The following is a 26319-nucleotide window of genomic DNA, read 5'->3' as shown; positions in this document are numbered from 1 at the left end:
CGGTGTCCGACGGCGGTGAGTTATCTCTCGTCCCCCGGAACCGCGTAGCCTGATGGGGTGCGTCGGCTGCCGGTACGGTGCTCGGATATCGGATTGGCGGGACAATGCCATGTGCGTGCGGGCCGGGATCCGGCGTGCCTATGAGAACCCGGCGATCGTTGGGACGAGCGAATTCGTTCCCGGCGGACCGTGACGAAACGGACGGCGAGGAGTGATGGGTCAGCCGCAGCGCCCGGACGACGAAATCTCCGGGACCCAGGTCAGGACCGTCGGTTCGGGACGCTACGAGTTGGGGCGTCAGCTCGGCCGAGGCGGAATGGCCGAGGTGAGCATGGCCCACGACGTCCGGCTCGGCCGGACGGTCGCGGTCAAGACGCTCCGTCCCGACCTCGCGCAGGATCCGGTCGCGCGGTCGCGGTTCGGGCGCGAGGCGCAGAACGCCGCGTCGCTCAACCACCCCGCGATCGTGTCGGTCTACGACACCGGCGAGGACCGCGTCGGCGAGGAGCTGGTGCCGTTCATCGTGATGGAGTGCGTCGAGGGGCGCACCGTCCGTGAGCTGCTGGTCGAGGGATCGCCGATACCGCAGGAGCAGGCGCTGCGGATCACCGAGGGCGTGCTGGAGGCCCTCGAATACAGCCACCGGCACGGCATCATCCACCGCGACATCAAGCCGGCGAACGTCATCATCACCAACAGCGGCTCCGTGAAGGTGATGGACTTCGGCATCGCCCGCGCGATGCACAGCGCCGCGACGACGATGACCCAGACCGGCATGGTCATGGGCACGCCGCAGTACCTCTCCCCCGAGCAGGCGCTCGGCCGCACGGTCGACGCGCGCAGCGACCTGTACTCCAGCGGCTGCCTGCTCTACGAACTCCTCGCGCTGAGACCGCCGTTCAACGGCGACACCCCGTTGTCGGTGGTGTACCAGCACGTGCAGGACGATCCGCGCCCGCCCTCGGCGTCCGTGCCCGGCGTGCCTCCGCACCTCGACGCGATCACCCTCAAGGCGCTCGCGAAGAACCCGGACGACCGGTATCAGACGGCCGAAGAGTTCCGGATGGACGTACGGCGTGCGCTCAACGGCCAGGCCGTGCACATAGCACCGACCGGGGCGCAGACCCGGACGCAGCCGGTCTGGGCACCGGGCGCGACCGGGACGGCGGCGACCGCTCGCCTCGCGGGCGGGCCGGTGCCCGGCAACCCCGAGGCCACCGGGCCGATGCCGAGCGGGCCGCTCGGGCTGCCGGTGAACGACGGCGGTACGGGAGCGATGCCGGCCGTCGACGAGCGGCCCCGGCGGCGCGGCGGCACGTACGCGCTCGTCGCGGCGCTGGTCATCGCGGTGATCGCGGGCGTGACGATCGCGGTGATCCTGTTGAACGGCGGTGACGACAACGCGGGCGGGGCCGGCGGGGAGTCGCACTCGCCGACGGCGCCCACGAGCGGGCCGCCGTCCACGGACACGAACACCGGCCCGGCGGCTCCGGTGGGCGATCCGGAAGAGGACGACTCGCCGTCGCAGCCGACGCGCACGTCGCAGAACGACAGCACGCGCACGTCGGCGACCTACCAGACGGCGAACCCGGGCGGCGGCCAGAACTCCCAGCCGTCGACGCGGACTCCGACCACGTCGAGCATGCCGACGGACGACGAGACGACGCCGACCACGTCGCCGAGCGCGAACACGAGCAAGCCCAGTACGCCGGCGGGTGGTGGCGGGCAGTCGTCGCCGGCGGGTGGCGGTGGGACGCCCACAGGAGGCACGGGCGGCGACGGCTGACGTCGAACCGCGACGGCGGGGTGGCCACACATGGCCCCCCGCCGTTTTCGTGTCGCGAACTCACCGTCCACATACGGGAGTTCCCCCGCCGCGCCCGTTACTCGACGAACGCGGCCATGACCTCCCGGTAATGCCCCGTCCACCACACCAGCAGCGCCGCCGAGGTCGGGAACAGCGGGTCGGAGCGGTGGTCGCGCTCGACGTAGTGCCGGTTGAGCATCCAGAAGTCGTTGAGGCGCTCCCACCACAGCCGCCGTACGGCCGCCGCGAGGTCCGCCCGGCCGGGGTCGGCGACCGCACGGTACGCGCGCACGAACGCGCGCACGCGGCCCAGGTCGAGTGTGCCGGTCGCGCGAGCGGTGAAGAACAGCAGCGCGGCGCGGACCGTCTCCTCGGTGCCGGGCAGCGCGGCGAGGCGGTCCCAGTCGATGATCGCCGCCGGGGAGCGGTCGGCGTAGAGCAGGTTGAGCGGATGGAAGTCGCCGTGCACGTAGCCCTGCCGCGGCGCGTCGTGGTCGGCCGGGCGCAGGCGTGCGAACTGCCGCAGCATGCCCAGGCGTTCGACGAGGCGGTGTTCGGCGAGTTCGTCGAAGGGTTCGCGGATGCCGCGCGCGCGTATGCTCGCCAGCAGGCGCTTCGCGACCGCGATCGAGGCGTCGGCGTCGGCGGCGGGGGCGAACAGCGGTTGCTGGACGGGTGGCAGCGTCTGCCGGAGCGTCGCGTGGACGCCGCCCAGCAGTGTTCCCAGGTCGCCGCATTCGTCCGTGTCCAGCTCGGTGCCGTCGCGGTGCCGGCCTTCGACCCACGGGAACAGCGCGAACCAGCGCCCGCGCACGAACAACGCGGTGGCGCCGCAGGTCGCGGCCACCGGCGGCAGGGCCGGCAGCCCGCACGCGCGCAGGCGTGCGGTGGCCCGGTGCTGGAACGCGATGTTCCGTGGAGTCTGGTCGAGGTAGTGCTTGAGGAACCAGCGGCCTTCGGTGGTCTCCACCTCGTACCCGCGGTTCAACAGCCCTTCGGCGACGGGCCGGAAACCTACCGCGTCGCCGACCCCGAAGCGGCCGAGCATGGCGGCCAGCGGGGAGGTCCCCGCCCGAGGTGTGCGCATATCGGGCCGAGTATATCGACGGAAAGTAGGTGGTCGATCACCACCTGTTATCACGCTTATCCGAAGAGTTTTTCGACGATTTGCGCGACGCCGTCGTCGTCGTTGCTCGCCGTGTGGTTCGGCACCGCTTCGAGCACCGTCGGATGGGCGTTGGCGACCGCGTACGGCAGGCCCGCCCACGTGAGCATCGGCAGGTCGTTGGGCATGTCGCCGAATGCCACGACTTCGTCGGCGGCGACACCGTGGCGGGCGCAGAACGAGGCGAGCGTGGTGGCCTTGCTGACGCCGAGGGCGCTGATCTCGACGAGGGCGATCTTCGACGAGTGGGTGAACTCGGCGTACGGGCCGGCCGCCGCACGCGTCCGCGCCAGGAACTCCTCCGGGGTCGACACGGTGTGCCGGGCCAGCAGCTTCAGAACCGGACGGACCAACAGGTCCTCGATGGGCGCGATGTCGTGCACCACCGACAGGTCGCGCTCCAGCGGCGGATACGCCGGCTCGTGCGCGAACCCGGTCGCGGTCTCCACCGCGAAGCACACATCCGGGATCTCCGTCTTGATCAGCGACGCGACCCTGCGGGCCGTGGCGACGTCCATCGCGTGCGTCTCGACGATGCGCTCGCGGCGCAGGTCGTACACGACGGCCCCGTTACCGCAGATCGCCAGCCCGTGGTGCCCGGTCACCTCGGCCACCTTGTCCATCCACCGAGGCGGCCGACCGGTCACGAACACCACCGCGCTCCCGGCCGCCTCGACGGCGACGAGCGCGGCGAGCGTACGCTCCGAGATCGTCCCGTCGCTCCGGATGATCGTCCCGTCCAGATCGGTGGCCACAATCCGCGGTCGCAAAGGTCGCAAAGCCCCAGTCACGCGCCCCATCCTCGCCCAGCCGCCCCCGAACCGGATCACCAGGGCGCCGCCGACGCGCCCGGACCGCCGCCCGGGCCCGAACCGGGCAGCCGCCTCGCCGGGGCTTCGGGCCGGGCCGTACGGCGGCGCGGAACACGCCGCCGTACGGCCCGCGTGTCACACGCCGAACGGTGCCGCGTACCGGATGGTGCCGGTGGGGAGCGGGTGTTCGGTGTCGAGGGCGAGCGCCATGAGGGCGTCGTCCGGTGTGTCGAAGGAGGCGCGGATGCCGTGCGCGGAGGCGCGCGTGAAACCGAACCGGGGGTAGTAGGGCGGGTGCCCGAGAACGACGACGAAGCGCTCGCCCCTCCCCGCGGCGGCGTTCAGGGCGGCACGGATCGCCGCCCCTCCGGCGCCGGAGCGCTGGTGCTCCGGGAGGACCGCGACGGGGCCCAGGCACAGGGCCGGGGTCGCGTCGATGTGGCACCGGGTCAACAGCGCGTGGCCGACGGGTCGGCCGTCGTCGGTGGTGCTGACCAGGGACAGGCCGTCGATCCAGGCCTCGTCGGCGCGCAGGGCGTCGATGAGGTCGGCCTCCAGCGGGGTCTCGAACGCCGCCAGGCTGATCGCGCGGAGCGCGGGGATGTCGGCTGCGGTCTCAGGACGGGTGGTCCAGGAGAAAGACATGCTCATGACAGGAGGGAAGTCCGTTTCATGATGGTGGTGTTCGTGGAGATGCCTCGCGAGCTCACGCCCCCGGCAAGGCGATTCCGAACGAAGTCAGACCGTCGCCGGGGACGTGAGGATGGTCCGGACGCTGCGCAACGCAACGGTCTTGAGCGCGGTCATCAACCTCACCTCCCTGAACTCTCGAACGGACGAACACCAGCGGTTCACGGTACCACCCGAACGATCGTCGACCGAAACCAGGGCGGGGGCGGGAGGCGGCGGCCAGCGCGGTGGTACAAAGTCGGGCAATTCACACGACATTCCATGTTTCTCCGCGAACGACCTGCCTGCTGCCCGTACGTTCGCCGTGACCGAGACGTCACCGCCGCGACCGGAAGGACCCACCCGCCATGACCGCCGAATCCCGCCCGCTCCCCGACTACGCCCACGAGTTCGACGGCAGAGTCGCCCTGGTGACCGGTGCCGCCTCCGGCATCGGGCTCGCCGTCGCCGCCCGCCTGGCCGCGGGCGGTGCCGCCGTCGCACTCGCCGACTTCAACGAGGAAGGCGTACGCGCCGCGGCGGACGAGATCCACCGGACCACGGGCGCCCGGACGCTCGCCGTCCGGGTCGACGTCACCGACCCCGACTCCGTCGAGGCCGCCGTCCGCGCCACCGCGGACGACCTCGGCGCCCTGCACCTCGCCGTCAACAACGCCGGAATCGGCGGCGAGAGCGCGCCCACCGGGGAGTATCCCGTCGACGCGTGGCGCCGCGTCATCGCCACCAACCTCGACGGGGTCTTCTACTCCATGCGCCACGAGATCCCGGTCATGCTCGCCGGCGGCGGAGGCGCCATCGTCAACATGGCGTCGATCCTGGGCACCAACGGATTCCGCGGCTCACCGGCCTACGTCGCCGCCAAGCACGGCGTCGTCGGCCTCACCAAAACCGCCGCACTCGAATATGCCGCCCAAGGCGTACGCATCAACGCCGTCGGCCCCGGCTTCATCGACACCCCACTGCTCGCCTCCGCCGACACCGTCGCCCGAGACACCCTGATCACCCTCCACCCGGCCGGCCGCCTCGGCCGCCCCGAGGAAGTAGCGGAACTGACGGTCTATCTGCTGTCCCGCCGCGCCTCCTTCATCCACGGCAGCTACCACCTCATCGACGGCGCCTATTCCGCACAATGACGACGACGGGCGGCCACCCCCTGACACTTCGCCAACGGCCCCGTGGCCAATACCGTGTTCCCCAGAGCGGAGCTTGGTAGAACCTTAGGGACCAGACATCGGAGGCGTTCGAACGACTCTGGGATCGCGGCACCCCGCATGCGGAGTTCCGAACCGATTGAGAGCAGAGTGTGGCCCGCTCCTCCTCGTCCAGCGCGCAGGCCGCGCGGCAAGCACTCGGCGCCCGACTTCGGGAACTTGCGCAGCGTGCGGGACTGACCGGCGCGGCGCTCGCCGAGCTCGCCAATTGGCATGCGTCCAAGTCGAGCCGCCTCATGACGGGCAGAACCCCGCCCTCATTGGCTGACGTCGTCATATGGTGTCGAATTTGCCAGGCGGAGGACGAGACCGAGGATTTGCTTGCTCAAGCCCAGACGGTCGACTCGATGTATGTCGAGTGGCGCCGACGCGAACGCACCGGACTGCGGCGGTTGCAAGATTCCTATACGGCGAAGTTCGAGCGGACGTCCCGATTCCGCCTGTATAGCTCGGATGTCATCCCAGGCTTTCTCCAGACAACGGAAGGCTGAGCGTGCACGACGACATGCTCCGCGAAGTGGAGCAGGCAACCGGGGCACTGCCGTCCGAATGGCGTGATGCGTTCGCGGCGGTGCCCCGACCGCGCTTTCTGCCCGAAGTGATCTGGCTGCGAGGCGAATCGGGCGTACACGAGCCGTGCGACCGGCGCCGGGAACCGGATCGGTGGGTCCGCGAGGCGTGGGCGAACCGGTCGGTCGTCGTGTAAGTCCGAGACGGCGATGGTCGCGAGAGGGATGGCGAGGATCCATGGCCGAGTTCGTCGGCGTCCCAGCCGTCCGTGGTGGCTGCCATGCTGCTCGACTTGGATCTTGAGGACGGCATGCGTGTTCTGGAGATCGGCAGCGGTAGCGGCTGGAACGCGGGTCTGCTCGCGCACCGGCTCGGCAGTGCGAGCGTCGCCACGATCGAGGTTGACAAGGCTCTTGCCGACACGGCCCGGGATCGGCTGCGCTCTCTGGGACTTCGGCCCCGCGTGATCGCGACGGACGGAGCGAACGGCTACGCGGTCGACGGACCCTACGACCGCGTGGTGGCAACTTGCTCGGTTGTGCGGGTGCCCCTCGCGTGGATCCGTCAGACCGTGGCCGGGGGCCGGATCGTGGCGCCGTGGGCGACCGGATGGACTCGCTACGGCACGGTCACTCTCCATGTACGTCCGGACGGGTCCGCGTCGGGGCGGTTCCGCGCGGGCGGCGCGTTCATGCCGATGCGCGCGCACCGGTCGAAGGTCGAAGACGTCGATGACGTGCTGGGTGATGATGAACCGCAGGCGTCGGCAACGAACGTGTCGCCGTGGTGGGTGGCGAGCGGCGATGACAGCGAAGCGGATTTCGCCATCGGGCTGCGTCTGCCGGACGTGTGGCATCACTGGGAGCAGACACCCGAGGACGCACCCGGCGTGCGCACCCGGCTGTGGGTCGGCGACGAGAACGGTTCGAGCTGGGCGACGGTCGACTACGACGGCTGTCGACTCGATGAGTTCGTCGTGCGGCAGAGCGGTCCTCGGCGTTTATGGGACGAGGTGGAGGGCGCGTGGTCGTGGTGGACGTTGCACGGTTCACCGCTGCCCGAGCGGTTTGGGCTGACTGTCAACACCGACGGGTCGCACCGCGTTTGGCTCGATGAGGAGAACGAGGGGTGGACCATCTGACGTGCTGTGATATCGGATCGAGCGGCTGACGACCGGTGGGCTTGCTCTCGCAGCGTTTGACGAGTTCGTATCTCCGGCCGGGCGAACGCCCGGCCGGAAATCGGTGTTCGCCGCAGGGTGGTCGGCTACGAGCGCTTGAGCTCTTCGAGCAATGTTGTCCAGGAATTTCCGGGAACCTCGATGTGCCCGCGCGTGCGGTCTTTGGTGTCGCGGACGCCGGTCGCTGGGGCCAGCAGCGCGGCCTCGACACACTCGTTGGCGGCGCTTCCGGAGTGGGACGACTTGCGCCAAACAGTTATTGCCGGGCTCATAGTTCATCCTTGTGTGTGTCAGCGGCTGGGCCGGGCGATGTTTGTGCTGACCGACCTCGGCGGACGTCAATGTTCGTTGATGCGGATCCGCTACGGGCGCTTGAGCTCTGCGGTCATGGTGGCCCAGGAGTTCTCGGGGATCTCGATGTGTCCGCGGGTGCGGTCCTTGCTGTCGCGAACGCCCGTCGCTGTGGCCAGCGGCGCGACCTCCACACACGAATTGTCGCCGCCACCGGAGTACGAGGATTTGCGCCATGAGCGGTTCTCGATGCTCACACTGATTCCAATCTCGTTTGGAGCATTTTCCTGGTGTCTTCCGAGGAAAGGGATTGTGACGTCAGATGGTCGAGTAGCCGACGAAACCGCCGAATGTCGAGGTCCGAATCGCGCGCCAGCATGCTGCCTTCGTACTCCGAATACACCACGCTCGTGCTGTGCTCGTCCGGGAAGTCGAAGAGCGTGATCCCGCCTGAAAGGATTGCTCGCTCAGCATCGAAAGGGATGATGCGCAGGTCGACGTTCGGCAATTCGCACAGATCGATCAGTCGGCGAATCTGTCCACGAAGCACATCCTTGCCGCCTGTGGCGGCATACAGGAGCCCTTCACCGATCGCTGCGGACACGACGACATTCTCCTCAACCAAGATCCGCTGCCTGCGCATGCGCAATTCAACGCGCACCGCCGCCAGATCGGGGTCAGGGACGTGTGGTTGCGACGCGAACACGGCCGCCGCGTACTCGGGCGACTGCAACAGACCCGGCACAACGCCCGTTTCGGCGACAGCGATTCGGGATGCCGTTGACTCCAGCGCGATGAAATCGGCCAGAGCCTCGGTGAGAACCCCACGGTACGGCTCGGCTTGCCACCAGTGAGTCGCCCGGGTTTCCTCGACGAGCTCTTCAAGGATCTGAAGCTCCTCGGGTGACGCGTCGTACATGTTTCCCAAGCGGTGCAGGTCGTGGCGGTTCAGGTTGACCTTGGCCGACTCGATGCGGATGAGTTTGGTACGCCCCCACCCAAGCGTCTCCACCACGTTGTCGACGGTGAGGCCCGCCTCGGTTCGCAACGTCTTCAGCCTGAGCCCCAGGCGCTTCCTTGCGTGACTTGGCAGCGCTGGCATGTCATCACCCCCTGATCCCGGCCCCGCGCGATGTCGGGGGCCATCTTCTCGCACAGTGCAGGCGCGAGACCATCATGAGCCGAATCGGCCCTGGTTCCAAATTTTTGTCCGGACTCATGGCGAGCACTAGTGCCCAACCCATATGGTGTCGTCGTCGCGCCTCACACGGTGTTATTCAGCCACCGCATGGGGCAACCAAGTCCGCGATGCCTCGCACCGCGCAGCCCGGGGAGGGCGCCGTGCACGACCTTCGTCTCGGCTTCGATGCCGACCTCATCTGCCGTGTCGTTCTGCCCTCCGTTCCGGCCGCGGCCGGCCTGGCGCGCAAGTACATAGCGCCCGCGGCCCAACAACTCGGCGTCGACTACGACACGGCCGCGCTCGTGGCAACAGAGCTGGTATCCAACGCCGTTCGGCACGCCGACACCGGCGGGGACATCGAACTCTGGGTCTCCGCCAACGACTCCGACTGGTTCGTCGCCGTGGTCGACCGCGCGCCCCACCTCTTACCGCGCCTCCCACACGGCACCTACGAACTCCCGGACGACAAAGCCGAATCAGGCCGGGGCCTCCTGATCGTCGCCCTCGGCGGCGGGCGCCTCTCGGTCCGCCCCGTCGCGGACGGACGCAAAGTCGTCTCCGCACGAATGGCCTTGCCGAGCTGGGCATAGCGCACACGGGTGGGTGGTGTGCGGAACCGGCTTCCGCACACACCACCCACCCTCCGACTTCACCGCCACGGGGGACCGGATGGCACCGTACGAACCAACCCGCGCCTGGGCAGCCGTACTCGACCCGCTGAATTTCCGTCCCATCAGGATCGGCTTCCAGACCCACTCCACCGTCGCCTACCACGGCGACGGTCCCCACCTTTTAACCTGCGTCCACGACCTGACCGTCCCGTCCACCCTGCGCCTCATCGGCCAACTGCGCTTCGGGGTCAGCCTCGTGACAACAACCACGCACACGGACGGCGACACCCTGGTACTCCCACGCACGCTGCCGCCGTCGCCCTCCGACACGGCACCCGAACGATGAGCAGGGGCCCGACCGTGGACGACGAACGATCGGCGCGTCGTCATGGGTCTGGGAGCGGGCGATCCCGTACGCGGAGTACCAGCTGAGCCGACGAACCGGCAACCAACATGGCTCCCTTGCCCTCGTCCAGTGCCCAGCAGGCGCGTCTGGCTCTCGCGAATCGTCTCGGCGAACTCTGCCGAGACGCCGGGCTGACGGGGCGCGTACTTGCCGAGCGTTGTACGTGGAGTCCAGCGAAATCGTCCCGGATCATGAACGGCCGAACGCCTCCATCAGCCGACGACATCCGGGCATGGTGCCGGGCATGCGGGGCCGAAGATCAGGCCGACGACCTGATCGCCATGCTCCGAACTCCCGAGGGAATGTGGGTCAGTTGGCGGCGCATGGAGCGAGCGGGGCTCAAGCGGGCGCAGGAGGCTCGTCTGCCGCTGTACCAGCGGACCCGCCAATTTCGTTCCTACTCCTCGTGGCTTGTGCCCGGCATGATCCAGACGCGCGCCTACACGACAGCGGCGTTGCGGGCGATCCAGCGGCGACGTGGGCTGGTGGACGACGTGGCGGAGGCGGTCGCGAGCCGTATGGAGCGTCAACGCATCCTCTGCGAAGGCGACCGCCGATTCGCGTTCCTCATCGAGGAGTCGGTGCTGCGCACCGGCATCGGCGGTGTCGATGTCATGACCGAACAACTCGGCCACTTGGTCACGGTCGCCGCGCTTCCCAACGTCAGCTTGGGAGTTGTGCCGATGCGGCCGGACCGGGAGCGTTGGCCGGCCGAGGGGTTTTGGCTCTATGACTCCGCACAGGTCAACGTCGAGTTGGTATCGGGATATCTGACGATCACCCAGCCGAGTGAAGTCGCGATGTATGCCCAGACGTTCGCCGAACTGTCCGCCTTAGCCGTCTTCGGACTGTCTGCTCGTGCGCTGATTGCGGCGGCGGCCGATGCCCTCGGCGGTTGATGTGCAACCTCGTGCAATCTCCTGGAAGTTGGCGTTGGGCGATACGTAGCGTGATCGTCATCGCACCAACAGCGACACAACACGAAGGAGGCAGGCGATGGCGAAGCACGGTGGCGGTTCCGGCGGCGGCCAAGGCGGGCGGCAGCAGGATGACAGCAACAGTGGCACCAAACACGGCGGAGGCGGTTCCGACGAGGGCGGCAACACATCGGACGGTTCGGGGCCGGCGACAGGTAAGTAGGCATCCGTGACGACGGGAATTGACGAGGCGGGTTCCTCGGGGCTCGCCTCCGTCCTCATGAAATCCGGAGCGCTGACATCTGAATGGCTGTCGGCGTTCACCGCTGTGCCCCGCGAACTCTTCGTCCCCGACCGCATCTGGCCCGGCATCGCGGACGGTACGGAGCAGGGTGCGCTGGTGGACCGCGCGCTCAATCCCGAAGCGTGGTTGCGGGCCGTTTACTCCGACATCCCGCTCACCACCCAGTGGGATGACGGCAGCCACGTCGGCGAAGAGTTGGGAAACTCGCCGACAAGCTCCAACTCCATGCCGGGCATGGTCTTTTCGATGCTCGCGGATCTGGACGTACGACCGGGGCATCGGGTCCTTGAGGTGGGAAGCGGGACTGGGTGGAATGCCGCGCTTCTCGCCCACCGGGTGGGCGCGGCGAACGTGGTCACCGTCGAGTACGACGGGGATGTCGCTCGCCAGGCGGAAGAGAACCTTCGCGGGGCTGGGCTCGACGTGAGGGTCATCGTCGGAGACGGCCGTCTCGGCTATGCGACCTGCGGTCCGTGCGACAGGTTGATCGCGACGTGCTCGATCGGCGAGGTTCCTCGCGCGTGGATCGAACAGACCACGCCGGGCGGCCTGATCGTCGCACCGTGGGGGACCGGGTACGGCGGCGAGGCTGTCGTACGCCTGTGCGTGGGCGAGGACGGTACGGCGACCGGCCCCTTCACACGCTCCAGTGCTTTCATGCGGATAAGGCAACAGCGTACGGAGCGCCCACCGTTCGACGCCTATCTCAAGGGTCGGCCGTGGCCGGCGGATGGGGTGGCGAGCACGACGCGCCTTTCTCCTTCGGAAATCGGCGGCTGGATCGAGCAGTTCGCCATCGGCGTCCGGGTGCCCGGAGCGTTTTGGCGTGCCGAGCGGTACGACGACGGCTCGTACACGCTCTGGACGTACGCCACCGACACCCGGTCGTGGGCATCAGCCGACCACGTCCCCGGTGAAAGCGAGTTCGAGGTGGTTCAGTCCGGCCCCCGAAAGCTGTGGGACGAGACGGAAGCCGCCTTCGGCTGGTGGCTTGATCATGGTCGTCCTGGCTTCGAACGATTCGGTCTTACCGCGGGCGCGAGCGGGCAGCATGTGTGGCTTGATCGGGCGGACAATCCCGTGTCGGTCGTGTAGGGGTGAGCCGGCGGTCACCGCCGACTCGGGAGAGCCTCGATCGCGATCTTTTCGGCGCCGATCCGCCGCATGCGGTCGGTGCCCCAGGCCCCCAAAGGGGCCAGGGCGGCGTTGAGTGTGGTGCCGTGTTCCGTGAGGGAGTATTCGACCTTCGGCGGGACCTCGCGGTACACCTCGCGGTGGACGAGGCCGTCCTCCTCCATCTCGCGGAGGTGTTGGACGAGCATTTTCTCGCTGACGCCCGGAAGACCCCGGCGGAGTTCGGCGAAGCGGCGGGTGCCGTGGTGGTGCAGCTCCCAGAGGATCAGCGACTTCCATTTGCCGGTGACGACGTCCATGGCCGCGTCGATGCCGCAGAAGTAGGGGCCGCGTCGCGCCGAGGGCGGCATGAGTCCTCCGTCTCCCACTTACCTTGAGGTGAGTACCCCACTAAATAGTCCGTACTGGTCAACCCTACCGGCGGCGGAGAGGATCGAACCGAACGACGACGAACGAGAGGGGAATCCCGGAATGACGACCAACGGCACCGACCGCGTGACCGTCCTCGGGCTGGGCGCGATGGGCGGCGCCCTCGCGGGCGCCCTGGTGCAGACAGGCCGCGCGACGACCGTCTGGAACCGTTCTCCCGGGAGGGCGGACGACCTCGTCGCCCAAGGGGCGAAGGCCGCCGCGACCGTGCGTGACGCGGTGCGGAGCAGCCCCGTGGTCATCGTGTGCCTGCTCGACCACGCGTCGGTCCATGAGGTGCTCGACCCGATCGCCGACGAACTGCGCGGGCGCACACTCGTCAACGTCACCACGACGACCCCCGCCCAGGCGCGGGAGGCGGCGGCCTGGGCGGCCGGTGCCGGAGCCGGATACCTGGACGGCGGCATCATGGCCGTACCCCACATGATCGGCCGGCCCGAGGCGTCGATCCTCTACAGCGGATCGGCCGACGCGTTCCGGCGGCACAAGCCGCTGCTCGACACCTGGGGCACCGCCACGTACTTCGGCGAGGACGCCGGGCTGGCCTCGCTGTACGACCTCGCCCTCCTCGCGGGCATGTACGTCATGTTCGCCGGATTCATGCACGGCGCCGCGATGGTCGCGCCTGCCGGTGTGACGGCGCGCGAGTTCGCCGCCATGGCCGCGCCGTGGCTGACCGCCATGACGGGCGGACTGGCCGGGTTCGCCGAGATCATCGACGGCGGCGACTACACGGTGCCGGGGCAGCAGAGCCTCGAATTCTCCGACCTGCGGCACATCGTCGACGCCAGTGCCGAGCAGGGCATCGGCACCGAGGCGATCGCGATGGTCCAACGGCTCATCCGGCGCCAGATCGACGCGGGCCACGGGGAGGAAGGCTTCGCCCGCATCATCGAGAGCATCAGGCGGCCGGTCTGACGGCTCGTCCGGACACGAGCGGCGTCGGATCGGCCTGAGGCGGGTCGAGTCCTCGGCGCGATCGCGACGGTGCGCCAAGGCGCGCACAGCGCGGCCCGCGAAGCCGCGGAGTCGTGCGGGGCCCGGGCGTCCGCACTACCGTCGGTGCATGCGCATCGGTGTCGTCATCCTCCCGATTTACCCCGGTAACGAAGCCCGCGCCCGCTGGCGTGACGCCGAAGCGGCGGGCTTCGACAGCGCCTGGACCTACGACCACCTCGCGTGGCGCACGTTCCGCGACCGGACGTGGTTCGGCACGGTCCCCACACTCGCGGCGGCGGCCGGCGCGACGGCGCGGATCCGGCTCGGGACGCTGGTGTCGTCGCCGAACTTCCGGCATCCGGTCACCTTCGCCAAGGACGTGATGACGCTCGACGACCTCTCCGACGGGCGGATCACCCTGGGGATCGGGGCCGGGGGCACCGGCTTCGACGCCACGGTGCTCGGGCGGGAGGCGTGGTCGCCGCGTGAACGGCAGGAGCGCTTCGAGGAGTTCGTCGATCTGCTGGACCGTCTGCTGACCGCGCCCGCGACCACGTACAACGGCAGGTACTACGCCGCCGACGAGGCCCGGATGATCCCCGGATGCGTCCAGCACCCGCGCGTGCCGTTCGCCGTCGCCGCGACCGGGCCACGCGGGATGCGCGTCGCGGCCCGGTACGGCCGGGCCTGGGTGACGTTCGGTGATCCCCGGCGCCTCACCGACCGGACCCCGGCCGACTATCTCGCGGATGTCGCCGACCAGATTCGCCGCCTCGGCGACATCTGCGCCGCCGACGACCGCGACCCCGCCGGGCTCGACCGCGTCCTGCTGCACGGCTCGACCGACGAACGCTCCCTCGACTCCGTGGACGCGTTCGTCGACTACGTGGGCCGCTACGCCGAGATCGGCATCACCGAGATCGTGGTCCATCTCCCGGTCCCCGGAACGGTCTTCGACACGGACCCCGGGGTTTTCGACCGGGTGGTCGCCGAAGGCCTCCCGCAGGTGCGGGCGCGGTGACCGCGGCCGTTCCGCGGGCGGAGACCGCCGAGCCGCGCGCGGATGCCGCGGCAGGGTGGCTCCCGGCCTCGCCACCCGAGGGGTTGGGGGCGCCCCGGGGGTCAGGCCGGGAAGATCCGCTCCAGCACGGCCGCCACACCGTCGTCGTTGTTCGACGCCGTGATCTCGTCGGCGACGGCCCGCACCGAGAGGTGGGCGTTGGCCATCGCGACGGCGCGGCCGGCCCAGCGCAGCATCGTGATGTCGTTGGGCATGTCGCCGAACGCGATGGTCTCCGCCGCTTTCACCCCGAGTCGGCGCGCCACGAGGGAGAGGCCGATCGATTTCGACAGGCCCGGCGGCAGCAACTCGACGATGCCCGCGCCCGCGTGGGTCACGTCGACCAGGCCGTCGCAGATCTCCCGGGCGTGCTCGACGAATTCGTCGTCGGTGAGGTCGGGGTGCTGGACGTACGCCTTCAGGATCGGCTCGGCCCACAGCTCCGCGCGGTCCGACGCCGCTCGTACCGGCAGCGCCAACGCGTAGCGGTAGCCCGTCTCGACCACGATGGCGCCGTCGGTGCCCGCCTGGCTGACCCCGGCGGCTATCGGCCCCAGGTTCGCGGTGAGCTTGTCGATCGCCAGCTGCGCCACCTGGCGGTCCAGGGTCACCGAGGTCAGCAGCCGGTCCTCGCCGGCGTGGTAGACCTGAGCGCCCTGCGAGCAGACCGCGAGCCCCTGGTAGCCGAGCGCCGCGAACACCGGGCGCGACCACGACACCGCGCGGCCGGTGACGATCACGTGGTGGGCGCCGGCCGCGGTCACGGCCGCGAGGGCGGCACGCGTACGGTCCGAGACGCGGTGGCCGTCGTCGATGAGGGTGCCGTCGAGGTCGGTGGCCACCAGGCGGAACGTCACGCGGCGTCCACCGGCTCCAGGACCTCCCTACCGCCCAGGAACGGGCGCAGCGCGGCGGGCACCGCGACCGAGCCGTCGGGCCGCTGGTGGTTCTCCAGGATCGCGACGATCGTGCGCGGCACCGCGCACAGCGTGCCGTTCAGGGTCGCGAGCGGACGCGTGCCGGAGGCGTCGCGCATGCGCACCGCGAGGCGGCGGGCCTGGAACTCGGTGCAGTTCGACGTCGACGTGACCTCGCGGTATTTGCCCTGCGTCGGGATCCACGCCTCGCAGTCGTACTTGCGGGCCGCCGACGCCCCGAGGTCGCCCGCGGCCGTGTCGATGACCCGGAACGGCAGTTCGAGGGCGTTCAGGAACTCCTTCTCCCAGTCCAGCAGCCGCAGGTGCTCGGCGTCGGCCTCCTCCGGCGTGGTGAAGACGAACATCTCCACCTTGTCGAACTGGTGGACGCGGATGATGCCGCGCGTGTCCTTGCCGTAGGTGCCGGCCTCGCGCCGGAAACACGGCGAGAACCCGGCGTACCGCAGCGGCAGTTGCCCGGCCGGCAGGATCTCGTCCATGTGGTAGGCGCCGAGCGGCACCTCGGCCGTGCCGACGAGGTAGAAGTCGTCCTTTTCGAGGTGGAAGACGTTCTCCGCGGCCTGCCCGAGGAACCCGGTGCTCTCCATCGCGCGCGGGCGGACCAGCGCGGGCGTGATCATCGGCGTGAACCCGGCGGCGCCCGCCTGGGCCATCGCCATGTTGACGAGCGCGAGCTCCAGCAGGGCGCCGATGCCGGTGAGGTAGTAGAAGCGCGAGCCGGAGACCTTCGCGGCCCGCTCGACGTCGATCGCGCCGAGCAGCCGGCCCAGCTCGACGTGGTCCTTCGGCTCGAAGCCTTCCGCGGCGAAGTCGCGCGGGGTGCCGATCTCCTCCAGCGTCACGAAGTCGTCCTCGCCGCCGGGCGGGACGCCGTCCTCGATGACGTTGGACAGGTCGAGCAGCAGGTGCTGGGCCTCCGCCGCCGCCTCGTCCTGGGCCGCGTCGGCGGCCTTGACCTCGGACGCCAGCGCCTGCGCGCGCCGCAGCAGCTCCGCGCGCTCGTCGCCCTGGGCCTTGGAGACCTGCTTGCCGACGCTCTTCTGCTCCGAGCGCAGCCGGTCGAACGCGGACGCCGACGACCGGCGGCGCTCGTCGGCGGCGAGCAGGCGGTCGACGATGGTCTCGTCCTCACCGCGGGCGCGCTGCGAGGCACGGACGCGGTCGGGGTCCTCACGGAGCAGTCGCAGGTCGATCACAGGCAACAGCGTACCGGTGCGCCACCAGTCGATTTCCGGGCCGTGACGGGGGCCGCGCGCGGGGCGGGCGCGGGGCGGGCGCATCTCCGCGGGTGTCTTTCGCGTCTCCGGTTTTCGACAGATGCGTTTCGGTCCGGCCGCGCGGACCCCGGTTTGCCCACCGCACGCCGGACAAGGAGGTATCAAAGGGGAGTGCATACCCATTCCACACGCCCGTCGCACCGTTTCGGGTACGCGTATTTCGCGCTGCTCGCCGCGGCGGTCTTCGGTGCGCTGCTGCTGATGGTGGTCTCGGGCTGGGACATGCTGTTCGAGATCGACGTGCGGGTGGCCCGTGACCTGCACGGCTGGGCCCGCGAGAACCCGGGGGCGACGCAGGCGCTGCGGATCCTCACCAACTGGGTGTGGGACCCCGTCACGTTCCGCGTCCTCGCGGCCGGCCTGGCGGCCTTCCTGTGGCTGCGCGGCGAGCGCCGCAAGGCCGTGTGGGTCGTGACGGTGATGACGGTCGGCGCCTTGGCCGGGGTGCTGTGCAAAACGGCGGTCGCGCGGGAGCGGCCGATGTTCGTCGATCCGGTCGACACCGCGCACGGGTGGTCGTTTCCGTCGGGCCACGCGCTCAATGGCGTCCTCGGGTGCGGCGTGCTGCTGATCGGCCTGTGGCCGCTCATTCCGCGCCGGGTGCGCCCGTTCGCGGTTCTCGCGGCCGTGGTGTCCGCGCTCGGCGTCGGGTTCACGCGGCTCGCGCTCGGCGTCCACTATCTGAGCGACGTGGTCGCCGGCTGGGCGCTCGGCGTCGTCGTGCTCGCGGTGTTCTGGGCGGTCGTCGCGGTGCTGTGGGAGTCGGCCGAGGCGGAGATCACGCCCGAGATCGACCGGCGGATCGACGCCGACCGCTCGGAGCTGCGCGTGCCTGGGTAAGAATTGCGACCATGCTCACGGAAGCAGGACGGTTCCTGCGGCGGATCGCCCTGCCCCTGATGGTGACGGCACTGTGCGTGATCGGCCTCGGTCTGCTGGTGGTCCACCCCTTGGACGGCGTGTGGCCGATCTCGATCGAGGACGATCTCGTCCGGACGTTCGCCGACCACCGCTCCGACTTCTGGGACGCGGTGTCCGGCGTCCTGTCGGCGGCCTCGGGGGTGTACGCGGTCGTCGGGGTGACCGTGGCGGCGTCGGCGGTCGCGCTGGCCGTGTACCGGTCGTGGCGGGCGCCGCTGTTCCTGATCGGCGCGGTCGCGGCGCAGACGGCGGTCTTCGGTCTGACGCGCCTGTTCGTCGACCGGGACCGGCCCGTGGTCGACCGGCTCGACGAACTGCCCGGCGACGGCAGCTACTTCTCCGGCCACACCGGCGCGGCGCTCGCGCTGTACGGCGGTATCGCCGTCCTGCTGTCGCACCGGCTGGACGGCCGGGTGCGCACGTGGGTGTCGCGGGTGCTGTGCCTGCTGGTGCCGCTCGCGGTCGGCCTGTCACGGGTCTATCGCGGCGACAACCACCCCAGCGACGTCGTGGCGGCGTTCCTGAGCGCGGCGGCCGTGCTGGCCTTCATGAACGCCGCGGTGCTGTCGCCGCGCGCGGTCTGGGGCGGTCCCGGCGGCCACCTGCGGCACACCGGCGAGGGGCGGGTGCCGCGGGCCGCGCTCGTGGTGAACCCCATCAAGCTCGACTCCGCGGACGACCGGGCCCGGATCGACCGCATCATGGCGGAGGCCGGCTGGGCGCCGCCGCTGTGGCTGGAGACCACGGTCGACGACCCGGGAGCGGGCGCGACGCGGGCCGCGGTGGCCGAGAACGTCGACCTCGTCGTGGTCGCGGGCGGCGACGGGACGGTGCGCGAGTGCGCCGGCACCCTGGCCGGCACCGGGGTGCCCCTCGCCGTGATCCCGTCCGGGACCGGCAACCTGCTCGCCCGCAACCTCGGCCTGCCGATCGACCTGGCCGACGCCGTCCACGTCGCGCTGCACGGCAACGACCGGCGCATCGACCTGGGCGGCATCGAGCCGGACGAGCCGGACGGCGAGCGCCGCTACTTCACCGCGATGGCCGGAATCGGCCTCGACGCGGCGATGGTCGCGGACGCGCCGGACGCGCTCAAGAAGAAGGTCGGGTGGCCCGCGTACGCGGTCTCCGCGACCCGGCACCTGCGCGACGCGCGCATGCGCGTGACGCTGCGCATCGACGACGGCGAGCCGATCCGGCGCCGGGCGCGCATGGTGCTCGTCGGCAACGTCGGGGCGCTGCAGGCGGGCATGCAGCTGCTGCCGGGCGCGGAGCCCGACGACGGGCTGCTCGACGTCGTGGTGTTCGCGCCGTACGGCATGGCCGGCTGGGCGCACGCGACCGTGCGCGTGCTGGGCCGTCGGCGGCGGGACGTCCCGGAGGTCCCGCCCCCGCAGCGCCGGTGGCGGCCGATCGAGCACTTCACCGGGCACACCGTGGAGGTCGAGACGGCCCGGCCCGAGCCGCGCGAGCTGGACGGCGACCCGATCGGCCCGGGAACGCGCCTCGCGGTGCGGATCCGTCCGGACGCGCTGGTCGTGCGCGTGCCGGGCGGCCGGGTGGCGCTGCGCCCCGAGGCGCGCGCCGAGCCCTTCCCGGTGGCCGAGGACGTCGTCGAGGTCGTCACGCCGCAGACGCGCACGGGCGCGGCGGACGCACCCGACGACCCGGCCCCGGACACACGGCACGACCCGCACGCGACCGGGTGACGACGGCTCCGCCGAGCCACACGGAGCCGGGGAACCCCACGCGCCCGCGCACCCGCGCGGCGCAGCCGGTCGCGGCCTCTCCGACGCGGGGTCGTCGGAGACCCGGGTGCACACCGGGTCGGGGAGGAAAGGCGATCTCGCCAACAGCGGCCACCACATCGCGCACGTCGGTGGTACCCGCGAAGAACATGGCCGTCCCCACGCGCTCGGACGTGGCGAAAAAGCGCGTGGGCCGGTACCTGGACAAACGGCGAAGCCCGTGACGGACGGCCGGGACGCCGCGGTCGGTGCCGCGCGCCCCCGCCGTCGCACCGCCCGTCGTACGCCTCAGCCCTCGCCGCGGCGGCAGCGCTCCAGCCACGCGGCGGCGTCCGCGAACTCCGCGTCCGACGTGCCGCGCCGGATCTGCGGGCGCACGCCGTTCGCGCGCGGGTAGGAGCCGAGGAAACGCACGCCCGCGCACACGCGCCGCAGACCCATCAGGGCCTCGCCGACGCGTGCGTCCGCGATGTGGCCCTCGGCCTCGATCGCGAAGAAGTAGTGCCCGAGTTTGTCGCCGGTGGGCCGGGACTGGATGTGGTCGAGGTTGACGCCGCGCACCGCGAACTCCTGCAGTATCTCCAGCAGCGCCCCGGCGTGGTCGTCGACGATGAACGCGACCACGGACGTGCGGTCGGCACCCGTCGGGGCGCCGATGCCGCCCGGTCGGCGCACGTGGACGAAGCGCGTCTCGGCGCCCTCGACGTCGTGGATGTCGCTGACGAGCGGCACCAGCCCGTAGCGGGACGCGGCGAACTCCCCGGCCAGGGCGGCGTCGTAGCGGCCCTCCTGGACGAGCCGCGCGGCGTCGGCGTTGGACGCCGAGGAGAACCAGTGCGCGTCCGGCAGGTTCGCGGCCAGCCAGCGGCGGACCTGGGGCTGGGCGTGGGCGTGGCTGGAGACCGTCTTGATGTCGTCGAGCACCGTTCCGGGCCGGACCAGCAGCGCGAACGCGATCGGCAGCAGGATCTCGCGTTCGATGATCAGCGGCTCGCCGGTGGCCAGCTCGTCGAGGGTGATCGACACGGATCCCTCGACGGAGTTCTCCAGCGGGACGACCGCGGCGTCCGCCTCCCCGCGCCGCACGGCGTCCAGCGCGGACGGCACCGAGGCGAGCGGCACCGCCTCGGCCGTGTCGGCACCCGGCAGCATCTTCAGCGCGGCCTCGGTGAAGGTTCCCTCGGGCCCCAGATAGGTCCAGCGGGGAGGGGCGGCCGAGTCGGTGTTTGGCATACCGCAACTGTAGTGCGGTGGCCGGAAAGGGTCGTCCGGCCTGTTTGCCCCGGGCATGGTTCCGCGGCGCGCGGCGCCTTACCGTCCTGGTATGCCTGGCATGCCTGGTGGCCACGAGACGGTGGCCGTCGCGTCCACTCTGCTCCCCGTCACGCCCGTACTCGGCGGGGTGGTCGCGGCCCTGCTGCTCGGGGCCGTCGTCGTCGCCGCTCTCGCGCACCTCGGACACGGGCGGGCGACCTTCGTCGCGGGGCTGCGCGCGGCCGTGCAGCTTCTCGCGGTCTCCGCCGTCATCACGCAGGTCGTCGACCACGGCTGGGCGACGCTGCTGTTCCTCCTCGTCATGTGCACCGTCGCCACGACGACGGCCTCGGGCCGCGTCACCGGCAGCCCGTGGCGGCCGTGGATCGCCGTGCCGATCCTGGTCGGCACGGTGCCGGTGCTCGCGCTGCTCCTGGCGACGCGGCTGGTGCCGTTCGACGGCCTGGTGGTCATCCCCGTCGCGGGCAGCCAGCTCGGCGGGGCGCTCACCGCCACCGTCCTCGCGGGGCGCCGCGCGCTGGAGGAGCTGGCGGTGCGCCGCGGCGAGGTCGAGGCCGCGCTCGCGCTCGGCTTCGCGCCTCGGGACGCACGCCTGGAGATCTGCCGGGCGGCCGGTGCGGGCGCGCTGATTCCCGCACTCGACCAGACGCGCACCGTCGGGCTCGTGACGCTGCCGGGCGCGTTCGTCGGCATGCTGCTCGGCGGGGCGTCCCCGGTCGACGCCGGGGCCGTCCAACTCTTCGTGCTCATCGCGTTGCTGGCGACCGAAACCGTGGCCATCGCGGTCATTCTGGAGTTGATCGCGCGGGGGCACGTCGCCCGGCCGGAGACCAACAGCGTTGCACACCAGGCGCGTTGATGTGCACAGTCATCCACAGGCCTGTGGATAACCCCGTGCCATATCAGGGAAGTCCTGTGGATAAACCACGAGTTCGCGACACGTTGGCATGAATTCGCGGGGAAGCCAGGCGTTTTGGCGGCGCCAAGATCCACAGACACGGCCTAGGTGCCGAGCAACCCCTCGCCCACGTACCCGCCGTCCGGGCACCCCGGGGGCGCGAGGAACAACCCGCTGGTCTCGTGCCGTACGAAAGCGGACAGTGCGTCGCCGCGCGCGAGTTTCTGCTGCACCCGGACGAACGCGTCCGCCGGATCGGCCTGCCAGGCGATGAACAGCAGCCCCGCGTCCGGCGTCCCGTCGGCACGGAACCCGTCGTCGTACGAGTAGCCCCGCCGCAGCATCGTCGCCCCGCGGTTGAACTCCGAGGCGGACACCCGGATATGCGCGTTCTCCGCGATCGTCAGGCCGCCCTGGGCGGACCGCGCGCCGTAGTCGGGCTCGGTGTGCTCGGTACCGCCCGTCAGCGGCGCGCCGTCCTCCTTGCGACGCCCGATCACCTTCTCCTGCGCCGCGACGTCGAGGGTGTCCCATGTGTCGAGCAGCATGCGGATGCGGCGCACGACCACGTACGAACCACCGCGCGCCCAGGCCGCGTTCCCCCCGGCCGCGTCCCCGACGAAGATCTTGGCGTCGAAGTCGGCGTCGGACGGCCGCGGGTTGTTGGTGCCGTCGACCTGGCCCATGAGGTTGCGGTGCGTCATGGGCTTCGCCGTCGCGCCGGGGGAGCGCGTGAAACCGCTCATGCGCCACCGCACGCGGGCGGTGCCGCGCGCGAGCCTGTGCAGCGTGCGGACCGCGTGGAAGGCGACGAGCGCGTCGTCGGCACAGACCTGGACCAGCAGGTCGCCGTCGCCGCGCGCCGGGTCCAACTCGTCGCCGGGGAACACCGGGAGCGGTTTGAGCGCGTCGGGCCGGCGGTCGGCCAGCCCGATCCGGTCGAACAGCGTCGCACCGAACGCGAACGTGACCGTCAGCGACGACGGGCCCGCGTCCAGGGCGACCTGGTCGTCCGCGTCCGCGCGCTCGCCCCGGCTCATCCGGGCCGCCGCGTCGGACCACCGCCGCACGAGCGCGGCGACGCCCGCGCGGTCGGCCGCGGGTTCCACGTCGAACGCGGCCAGCACCGTGCGCGCCTGCATGGGGGTGGTGATGCCGGCCTGGCGCGCGCCGTGGAACGGCACCGACGTCGCGCCCAGCGACCCGAGCCCCGGCCCGGACGCGTCGTCGCGGGCGAGCGCGAAGCCCGCCGCGCCGCCTGCCGCGCCGACGACCAGGCCGCCCGCCCCGGCCGCGCCCGCGACGCCCAGCAGGCGCCGGCGCGAGACGCCGGATCCCGGCTGCACGGCCTCGGGCGAGGATGTCTCGGTGCCGCCCATCGCGTCCTTCCTCCCTTTCCCCACGAATCGCCGGTCGCCCGGATGCGGCGCGACCACGGTCAACGCACCGTCAACGGCACCGTCACGACGGCCCGGTCGATGTCGGTCGTCCGCACCGCCACCGTCACCTGCCAGGTGCCGGCCATCGGCAGCGCGACCCCCTGCGCGCGCCACTGTCCCGGGCCGACGTGCTCCACGGCCACGTCGATCCCGGAGATCTGCTTGTCCGGCAGCGCGACACGCACCGTGACCTCGGGCGGATCCACCGGGTTCCGCAGCGGGTCGCGCACGAACACGTCCAGCGTGTTGGCGCCCTGCCGGGCGGGGTCCACCGTCACGTCGACGATGCCCTTGCCGCCCGTGCCACCCGCGTCGAACGGCGTGCTCACCGAGGCCGTCTGCGGCTTCGCGGCCTGCTCGCGGTCGTACGCGGTGCGCCCGGGCTCGGTGTTGACCAGCACCGCCGTGACCGACAGCACCGCGACCGCGAGGAGCACCTCGGCACCGACCGCGCGCCGGAGCGTCTGCTTGCGCGCCATCGGATCACCGGCGCGTACGCCCGCGCTCGCCCGCAACCGGGCCTGCAACCACCGCCGGGACACCCACGCCGCGGCGATCATGAGCGCCACGAAGTTCACCTTGAGGATCAGCAGCAGCCCGAACGTCGTGGAGAACAACGCGTCGAACGACCCGATCTGCCGCCACGCCGCGTACACCCCCGTCGCCACGAGCACGCCCACGCACACCATCGCGATCGCCGAGAACCGCGCCACCGTCGGGACGTCCAGTGCCCCGGGCAGTTCGTCGCCGTCGTCGTCGCGGTCCGGCCCGAACAACAGGACGAGCAGCACCGTGAGCCCGCCCAGCCACGTGCCCATCGCCGCCAGGTGCAGGATGTCGGCGCTCACCGCCAACGGCACCTGCATGCCCACCGACGCGTGGTCCGACAGCGACCACGTCGCGGCCATGCCCAGGCACAAGGCGGCCCACGCACCGCCCAGCAGCGCCCGCTTCCGCGGCGCGGCGGTGGGCAGCGCCGCGACGAGATAGCCGAGCAGCGCCCCGGCCGCGCCGAGCACGAGCACGCGCACGGACAGCGCACGGCCGAGCTTGGTCTCCAGCGTCGCGCGCAGCACGTCCATGTCGAACGCCGACGAGAACGGCAGCGCCGACGCCCTCGGGCCGTACAGCATCAGTGCCGCGACGGTCGACACCAGCAGCCCGGCCCACGACGCGAACAGCAGCAGCCACACCCGGAATCGGCCCACCGCGGCGGGCCGCAACGCGACCAGGAACAACACCGCGCCGGAGAGCAGCGCGAAGGAGCCGAACGCGACGCCGCGCGCGATGCCGTCGACGAGCTTCACGGACGCGTCGCCGCTCTGCGCGCCGACGTTCGCGGCGGTCGCCGAGGCCCGCACGACGTTGAACGTGAACGCGCCCGCGATCGGGTGCGAGTCCTCCGACACCACACGCCACGCCACCGTGTACGTGCCCGGCCCCAGGCCCGCCTCCAGCTTCACCCGCACCGTCGACGGGCCGCCGATGCCGTGGTCCGGACTGCCCGTGTCGACGCGCTTGCCCGCGGGGTCCAGCACCTTGATCGCGCCGAGCCCGGTCTCGACGCCCTCGCTGTAGCGCAGGGTGACCGTCGCGGGTGCCACCGGAACGGTGCTCCCGGCCGCCGGGGTGCTCGACTCCAGGCTCGCGTGCGCGGACGCGGGGCCCGCGCCGCCGATCACCAGCGTGACCAGCAGCACCGGCAATGCGAGAAGCCACGTCCACATACGGCGTCGCGGTATCCGAAGGGCCGGGAGGCGTACGGGAGTTCGCGCGTCAGTCGGCATGGCCGCCCGCGCGTCCCGGGTCTCCGTCCACAGCCCCCGCGTCCGACGCCGCGCCGCCGCCCGGGGCCACCGGAACCGTCATGGTCTCCGTGCCCGGGTCGCCCGGCCGGTCGGCGATGCCGTACACCGGCACCCGCACCGTCACCGACCCGGACTTCTCGAAGACGAGGGTCACGTCGACGACGTCGCCCTTCCTCAGCGGCCCGGGCGTGTCCGTGAACATGATGTGGGCGGCGCCGCGCGCGAGGACGCCCCGGCCGTGCGCCGGGACGTCGACCCCGTCGAGGTGCGCCATCGTGGTGTCGACCGTCTCGTGGAGCGCCGCGTTCGGGGTGAGCGGGGAGCTGACCGCCACCAGGCGGTCGGCGGTGTCGCCGTCGTTGCGCACCACCAGGTAGCCCGCCGCGATGCCGTCCTTGGCGGGCTGGGGGATGTAGGGGTCGACGATCGTCAGCTTCGGCCCGGATCCGTTCGCCCGCCCGTCCCCGCGGTCGGCGCCGCCGGATCCGTCGGAGCCGCACGAGACCAGGCCGATGCCGGCCGTCGCGGTGAGCGCGCCGCCCGCGACGAGTGCCGCCGTACGCCGCGACCGCAGCCGGGCGGCACGGTCGTCCGGGGTGCCGTCCGGAGCGCACGCCCCGTCCGGAACCCCGGCGCCCCGCCGGCGCGTCAGCCTCGGGTATCTCACGACGCGCCCCCCTCGGGGTGGATCAACAGCGGGAGGTCGTGTGCGAAGTCGTCCGCGGTGACGCCGACGGGCGTACCGTCCGGCTGGAGCCCGACGCTCGCCAGGTAGAGGACCCGCGCGACGTTGTCGGGGGAGAACGCGATGACCTGCGTGCCGTGCGTGCTGGTGACCATGCCGTCGGCACCCACCGTCGGCGGCTCGACGGCCACGCCGACGCTCCGCGCCGCCGCCTGGATTCGGTCGAACGGACCGGTCAGCCCGACGAACGCGGGGTCGATCGCGTCCAGCCACTCGCGCAGCGCCGGGCCGGTGTCGCGCTCGGGGTCGGTGGTCACGAACACCACGTTCACGGCCGCGCGGTCCTCGGGGCTGACCTTGGTCAGCGCCCTCGCGAGGTCGGCCATCGTGGTGGGGCACACGTCGGGGCAGTGCGTGTAGCCGAAGTACAGCAGGGTGACCTTTCCGGCGGTTCGCGCCGTGAAGTCGTACGCCTGCCCCGACGTGTCCGTCAACGTCAGATCGGGCTTCGCGATGGTTCTGTCCAGCTCGGTGCCGCGGTACTTCGACGGCGGTCCGGAGGAGACGATCTCCACCGGAGCGCCGCTCGACGCGTCCTTGTCGTCCGAGCTGCCGCAGCCGGTGGCGAGCAGCAGGCCCGCGGCCACCACGGCCGCGGTCCGCACGAGTGCCTTGCGCATG

Annotated in this window: 26 protein-coding genes and 1 pseudogene; 13 read left to right on the top strand and 14 right to left on the bottom strand. The window is 71.2% G+C overall.

From position 1 onward, the window contains the following. Positions 1-214: 214 nt before the first annotated feature. Complete coding sequence (locus LO772_RS17670) at positions 215-1786, top strand: protein kinase domain-containing protein (RefSeq protein WP_231779364.1); 1572 nt, start codon at positions 215-217, stop codon at positions 1784-1786. A 97-nt stretch (positions 1787-1883) separates the two neighbouring features. On the opposite strand, the gene LO772_RS17665 is transcribed toward LO772_RS17670, so the two are convergent. The 3 genes from LO772_RS17665 to LO772_RS17655 form a co-directional block, all read right to left on the bottom strand. Next, a complete protein-coding gene (locus LO772_RS17665; RefSeq protein WP_231779363.1) occupies positions 1884-2894 on the bottom strand; it encodes a phosphotransferase in 1011 nt (336 codons plus the stop codon). Positions 2895-2950: 56 nt separating this feature from the next. Further along, complete coding sequence (locus LO772_RS17660) at positions 2951-3727, bottom strand: HAD family hydrolase (RefSeq protein WP_231779362.1); 777 nt, start codon at positions 3725-3727, stop codon at positions 2951-2953. A gap of 192 nt (positions 3728-3919) precedes the next feature. Then, positions 3920-4429 (bottom strand): GNAT family N-acetyltransferase, encoded by a 510-nt coding sequence (locus tag LO772_RS17655; RefSeq protein WP_231779603.1) that lies wholly within the window; start codon positions 4427-4429, stop codon positions 3920-3922. 392 nt (positions 4430-4821) lie between these two features. Here LO772_RS17655 and LO772_RS17650 point away from each other — a divergent pair, with 392 nt between their 5' ends. From LO772_RS17650 to LO772_RS17640, 3 genes and pseudogenes are all read left to right on the top strand, one after another. Continuing rightward, the gene (locus tag LO772_RS17650; RefSeq protein ID WP_231779361.1) at positions 4822-5607 is read left to right on the top strand and encodes an SDR family NAD(P)-dependent oxidoreductase; all 786 of its coding nucleotides are present in this window, start codon (positions 4822-4824) and stop codon (positions 5605-5607) included. A gap of 170 nt (positions 5608-5777) precedes the next feature. Then, positions 5778-6176 carry a helix-turn-helix domain-containing protein gene (locus LO772_RS17645; protein WP_231779360.1) on the top strand — a complete coding sequence of 133 codons (399 nt, stop codon included), beginning with the start codon at positions 5778-5780 and terminating at the stop codon, positions 6174-6176. Positions 6177-6457: 281 nt separating this feature from the next. Next, positions 6458-7336, top strand: a pseudogene (locus tag LO772_RS17640) (methyltransferase domain-containing protein); the annotation flags it as partial. A 125-nt stretch (positions 7337-7461) separates the two neighbouring features. Here LO772_RS17640 and LO772_RS17635 read toward each other — a convergent pair. The 3 genes from LO772_RS17635 to LO772_RS17625 form a co-directional block, all read right to left on the bottom strand. Next, positions 7462-7647: a DUF397 domain-containing protein gene (locus LO772_RS17635; RefSeq protein WP_231779358.1), complete on the bottom strand. Its 186-nt coding sequence runs from the start codon at positions 7645-7647 to the stop codon at positions 7462-7464. Positions 7648-7737: 90 nt separating this feature from the next. Next, positions 7738-7923, bottom strand: a complete 186-nt coding sequence (locus LO772_RS17630; RefSeq protein ID WP_231779357.1) for a DUF397 domain-containing protein — start codon at positions 7921-7923, stop codon at positions 7738-7740. After that, complete coding sequence (locus LO772_RS17625; protein ID WP_231779356.1) at positions 7920-8768, bottom strand: helix-turn-helix domain-containing protein; 849 nt, start codon at positions 8766-8768, stop codon at positions 7920-7922. Before LO772_RS17625 ends, LO772_RS17630 begins: the two co-directional genes overlap by 4 nt. 239 nt (positions 8769-9007) lie before the next feature. Here LO772_RS17625 and LO772_RS17620 point away from each other — a divergent pair, with 239 nt between their 5' ends. From LO772_RS17620 to LO772_RS17605, 4 genes are all read left to right on the top strand, one after another. Then, positions 9008-9439 carry an ATP-binding protein gene (locus tag LO772_RS17620; RefSeq protein WP_231779355.1) on the top strand — a complete coding sequence of 144 codons (432 nt, stop codon included), beginning with the start codon at positions 9008-9010 and terminating at the stop codon, positions 9437-9439. Positions 9440-9518: 79 nt separating this feature from the next. Next, positions 9519-9806, top strand: coding sequence for a hypothetical protein (locus LO772_RS17615; protein ID WP_231779354.1), 288 nt, complete (start codon positions 9519-9521; stop codon positions 9804-9806). A 107-nt stretch (positions 9807-9913) separates the two neighbouring features. After that, on the top strand, positions 9914-10765 hold the full coding sequence (locus tag LO772_RS17610; RefSeq protein ID WP_231779353.1) for a helix-turn-helix domain-containing protein: 852 nt from the start codon (positions 9914-9916) through the stop codon (positions 10763-10765). 247 nt (positions 10766-11012) lie between these two features. Then, a complete protein-coding gene (locus LO772_RS17605) occupies positions 11013-12182 on the top strand; it encodes a methyltransferase domain-containing protein (protein ID WP_331717340.1) in 1170 nt (389 codons plus the stop codon). A gap of 14 nt (positions 12183-12196) precedes the next feature. Here the strand turns inward: LO772_RS17605 and LO772_RS17600 are convergent, their stop codons facing one another. Next, positions 12197-12571 carry a winged helix-turn-helix transcriptional regulator gene (locus tag LO772_RS17600; RefSeq protein WP_231779352.1) on the bottom strand — a complete coding sequence of 125 codons (375 nt, stop codon included), beginning with the start codon at positions 12569-12571 and terminating at the stop codon, positions 12197-12199. Between the two features lie 121 nt (positions 12572-12692). On the opposite strand from LO772_RS17600, the gene LO772_RS17595 reads away from it, so the two are divergent. Beyond that, positions 12693-13568 (top strand): NAD(P)-dependent oxidoreductase, encoded by an 876-nt coding sequence (locus LO772_RS17595; protein WP_231779351.1) that lies wholly within the window; start codon positions 12693-12695, stop codon positions 13566-13568. 148 nt (positions 13569-13716) lie between these two features. Beyond that, the gene (locus LO772_RS17590; RefSeq protein WP_231779350.1) at positions 13717-14610 is read left to right on the top strand and encodes an LLM class flavin-dependent oxidoreductase; all 894 of its coding nucleotides are present in this window, start codon (positions 13717-13719) and stop codon (positions 14608-14610) included. A 101-nt stretch (positions 14611-14711) separates the two neighbouring features. Here the strand turns inward: LO772_RS17590 and LO772_RS17585 are convergent, their stop codons facing one another. Then, a complete protein-coding gene (locus LO772_RS17585; protein WP_231779349.1) occupies positions 14712-15506 on the bottom strand; it encodes an HAD family hydrolase in 795 nt (264 codons plus the stop codon). Further along, positions 15503-16783, bottom strand: coding sequence for a serine--tRNA ligase (gene serS, locus LO772_RS17580; protein WP_231779348.1), 1281 nt, complete (start codon positions 16781-16783; stop codon positions 15503-15505). Before serS ends, LO772_RS17585 begins: the two co-directional genes overlap by 4 nt. A gap of 192 nt (positions 16784-16975) precedes the next feature. On the opposite strand from serS, the gene LO772_RS17575 reads away from it, so the two are divergent. Together LO772_RS17575 and LO772_RS17570 are read left to right on the top strand one after the other, a co-directional pair. After that, positions 16976-17704 carry a phosphatase PAP2 family protein gene (locus LO772_RS17575; RefSeq protein ID WP_231779347.1) on the top strand — a complete coding sequence of 243 codons (729 nt, stop codon included), beginning with the start codon at positions 16976-16978 and terminating at the stop codon, positions 17702-17704. Positions 17705-17715: 11 nt separating this feature from the next. Continuing rightward, on the top strand, positions 17716-19494 hold the full coding sequence (locus LO772_RS17570) for a diacylglycerol kinase family protein (RefSeq protein ID WP_231779346.1): 1779 nt from the start codon (positions 17716-17718) through the stop codon (positions 19492-19494). 327 nt (positions 19495-19821) lie between these two features. Here the strand turns inward: LO772_RS17570 and pheA are convergent, their stop codons facing one another. Further along, positions 19822-20766 (bottom strand): prephenate dehydratase, encoded by a 945-nt coding sequence (pheA, locus tag LO772_RS17565; protein WP_231779345.1) that lies wholly within the window; start codon positions 20764-20766, stop codon positions 19822-19824. A gap of 91 nt (positions 20767-20857) precedes the next feature. On the opposite strand from pheA, the gene LO772_RS17560 reads away from it, so the two are divergent. Continuing rightward, a complete protein-coding gene (locus LO772_RS17560; protein ID WP_231779344.1) occupies positions 20858-21667 on the top strand; it encodes an ABC transporter permease in 810 nt (269 codons plus the stop codon). A 143-nt stretch (positions 21668-21810) separates the two neighbouring features. Here the strand turns inward: LO772_RS17560 and efeB are convergent, their stop codons facing one another. From efeB to LO772_RS17540, 4 genes are read right to left on the bottom strand one after another with little or no spacing between them, the layout of a single operon-like run. Continuing rightward, positions 21811-23085, bottom strand: coding sequence for an iron uptake transporter deferrochelatase/peroxidase subunit (gene efeB, locus LO772_RS17555; protein ID WP_231779343.1), 1275 nt, complete (start codon positions 23083-23085; stop codon positions 21811-21813). A 59-nt stretch (positions 23086-23144) separates the two neighbouring features. After that, positions 23145-24872 (bottom strand): copper resistance protein CopC, encoded by a 1728-nt coding sequence (locus LO772_RS17550; protein WP_231779342.1) that lies wholly within the window; start codon positions 24870-24872, stop codon positions 23145-23147. A gap of 49 nt (positions 24873-24921) precedes the next feature. Beyond that, positions 24922-25620 (bottom strand): copper chaperone PCu(A)C, encoded by a 699-nt coding sequence (locus tag LO772_RS17545; protein ID WP_231779341.1) that lies wholly within the window; start codon positions 25618-25620, stop codon positions 24922-24924. Next, on the bottom strand, positions 25617-26318 hold the full coding sequence (locus LO772_RS17540; protein ID WP_231779340.1) for an SCO family protein: 702 nt from the start codon (positions 26316-26318) through the stop codon (positions 25617-25619). Before LO772_RS17540 ends, LO772_RS17545 begins: the two co-directional genes overlap by 4 nt. Between the last annotated feature and the right edge of the window lies 1 nt (position 26319).

The sequence above is a fragment of the Yinghuangia sp. ASG 101 genome (assembly GCF_021165735.1).
GTDB lineage: Bacteria > Actinomycetota > Actinomycetes > Streptomycetales > Streptomycetaceae > Yinghuangia.
The sequence above is the reverse complement of the archived record's forward strand: the minus strand, read 5'-3'. Positions and strand labels throughout refer to the sequence as shown.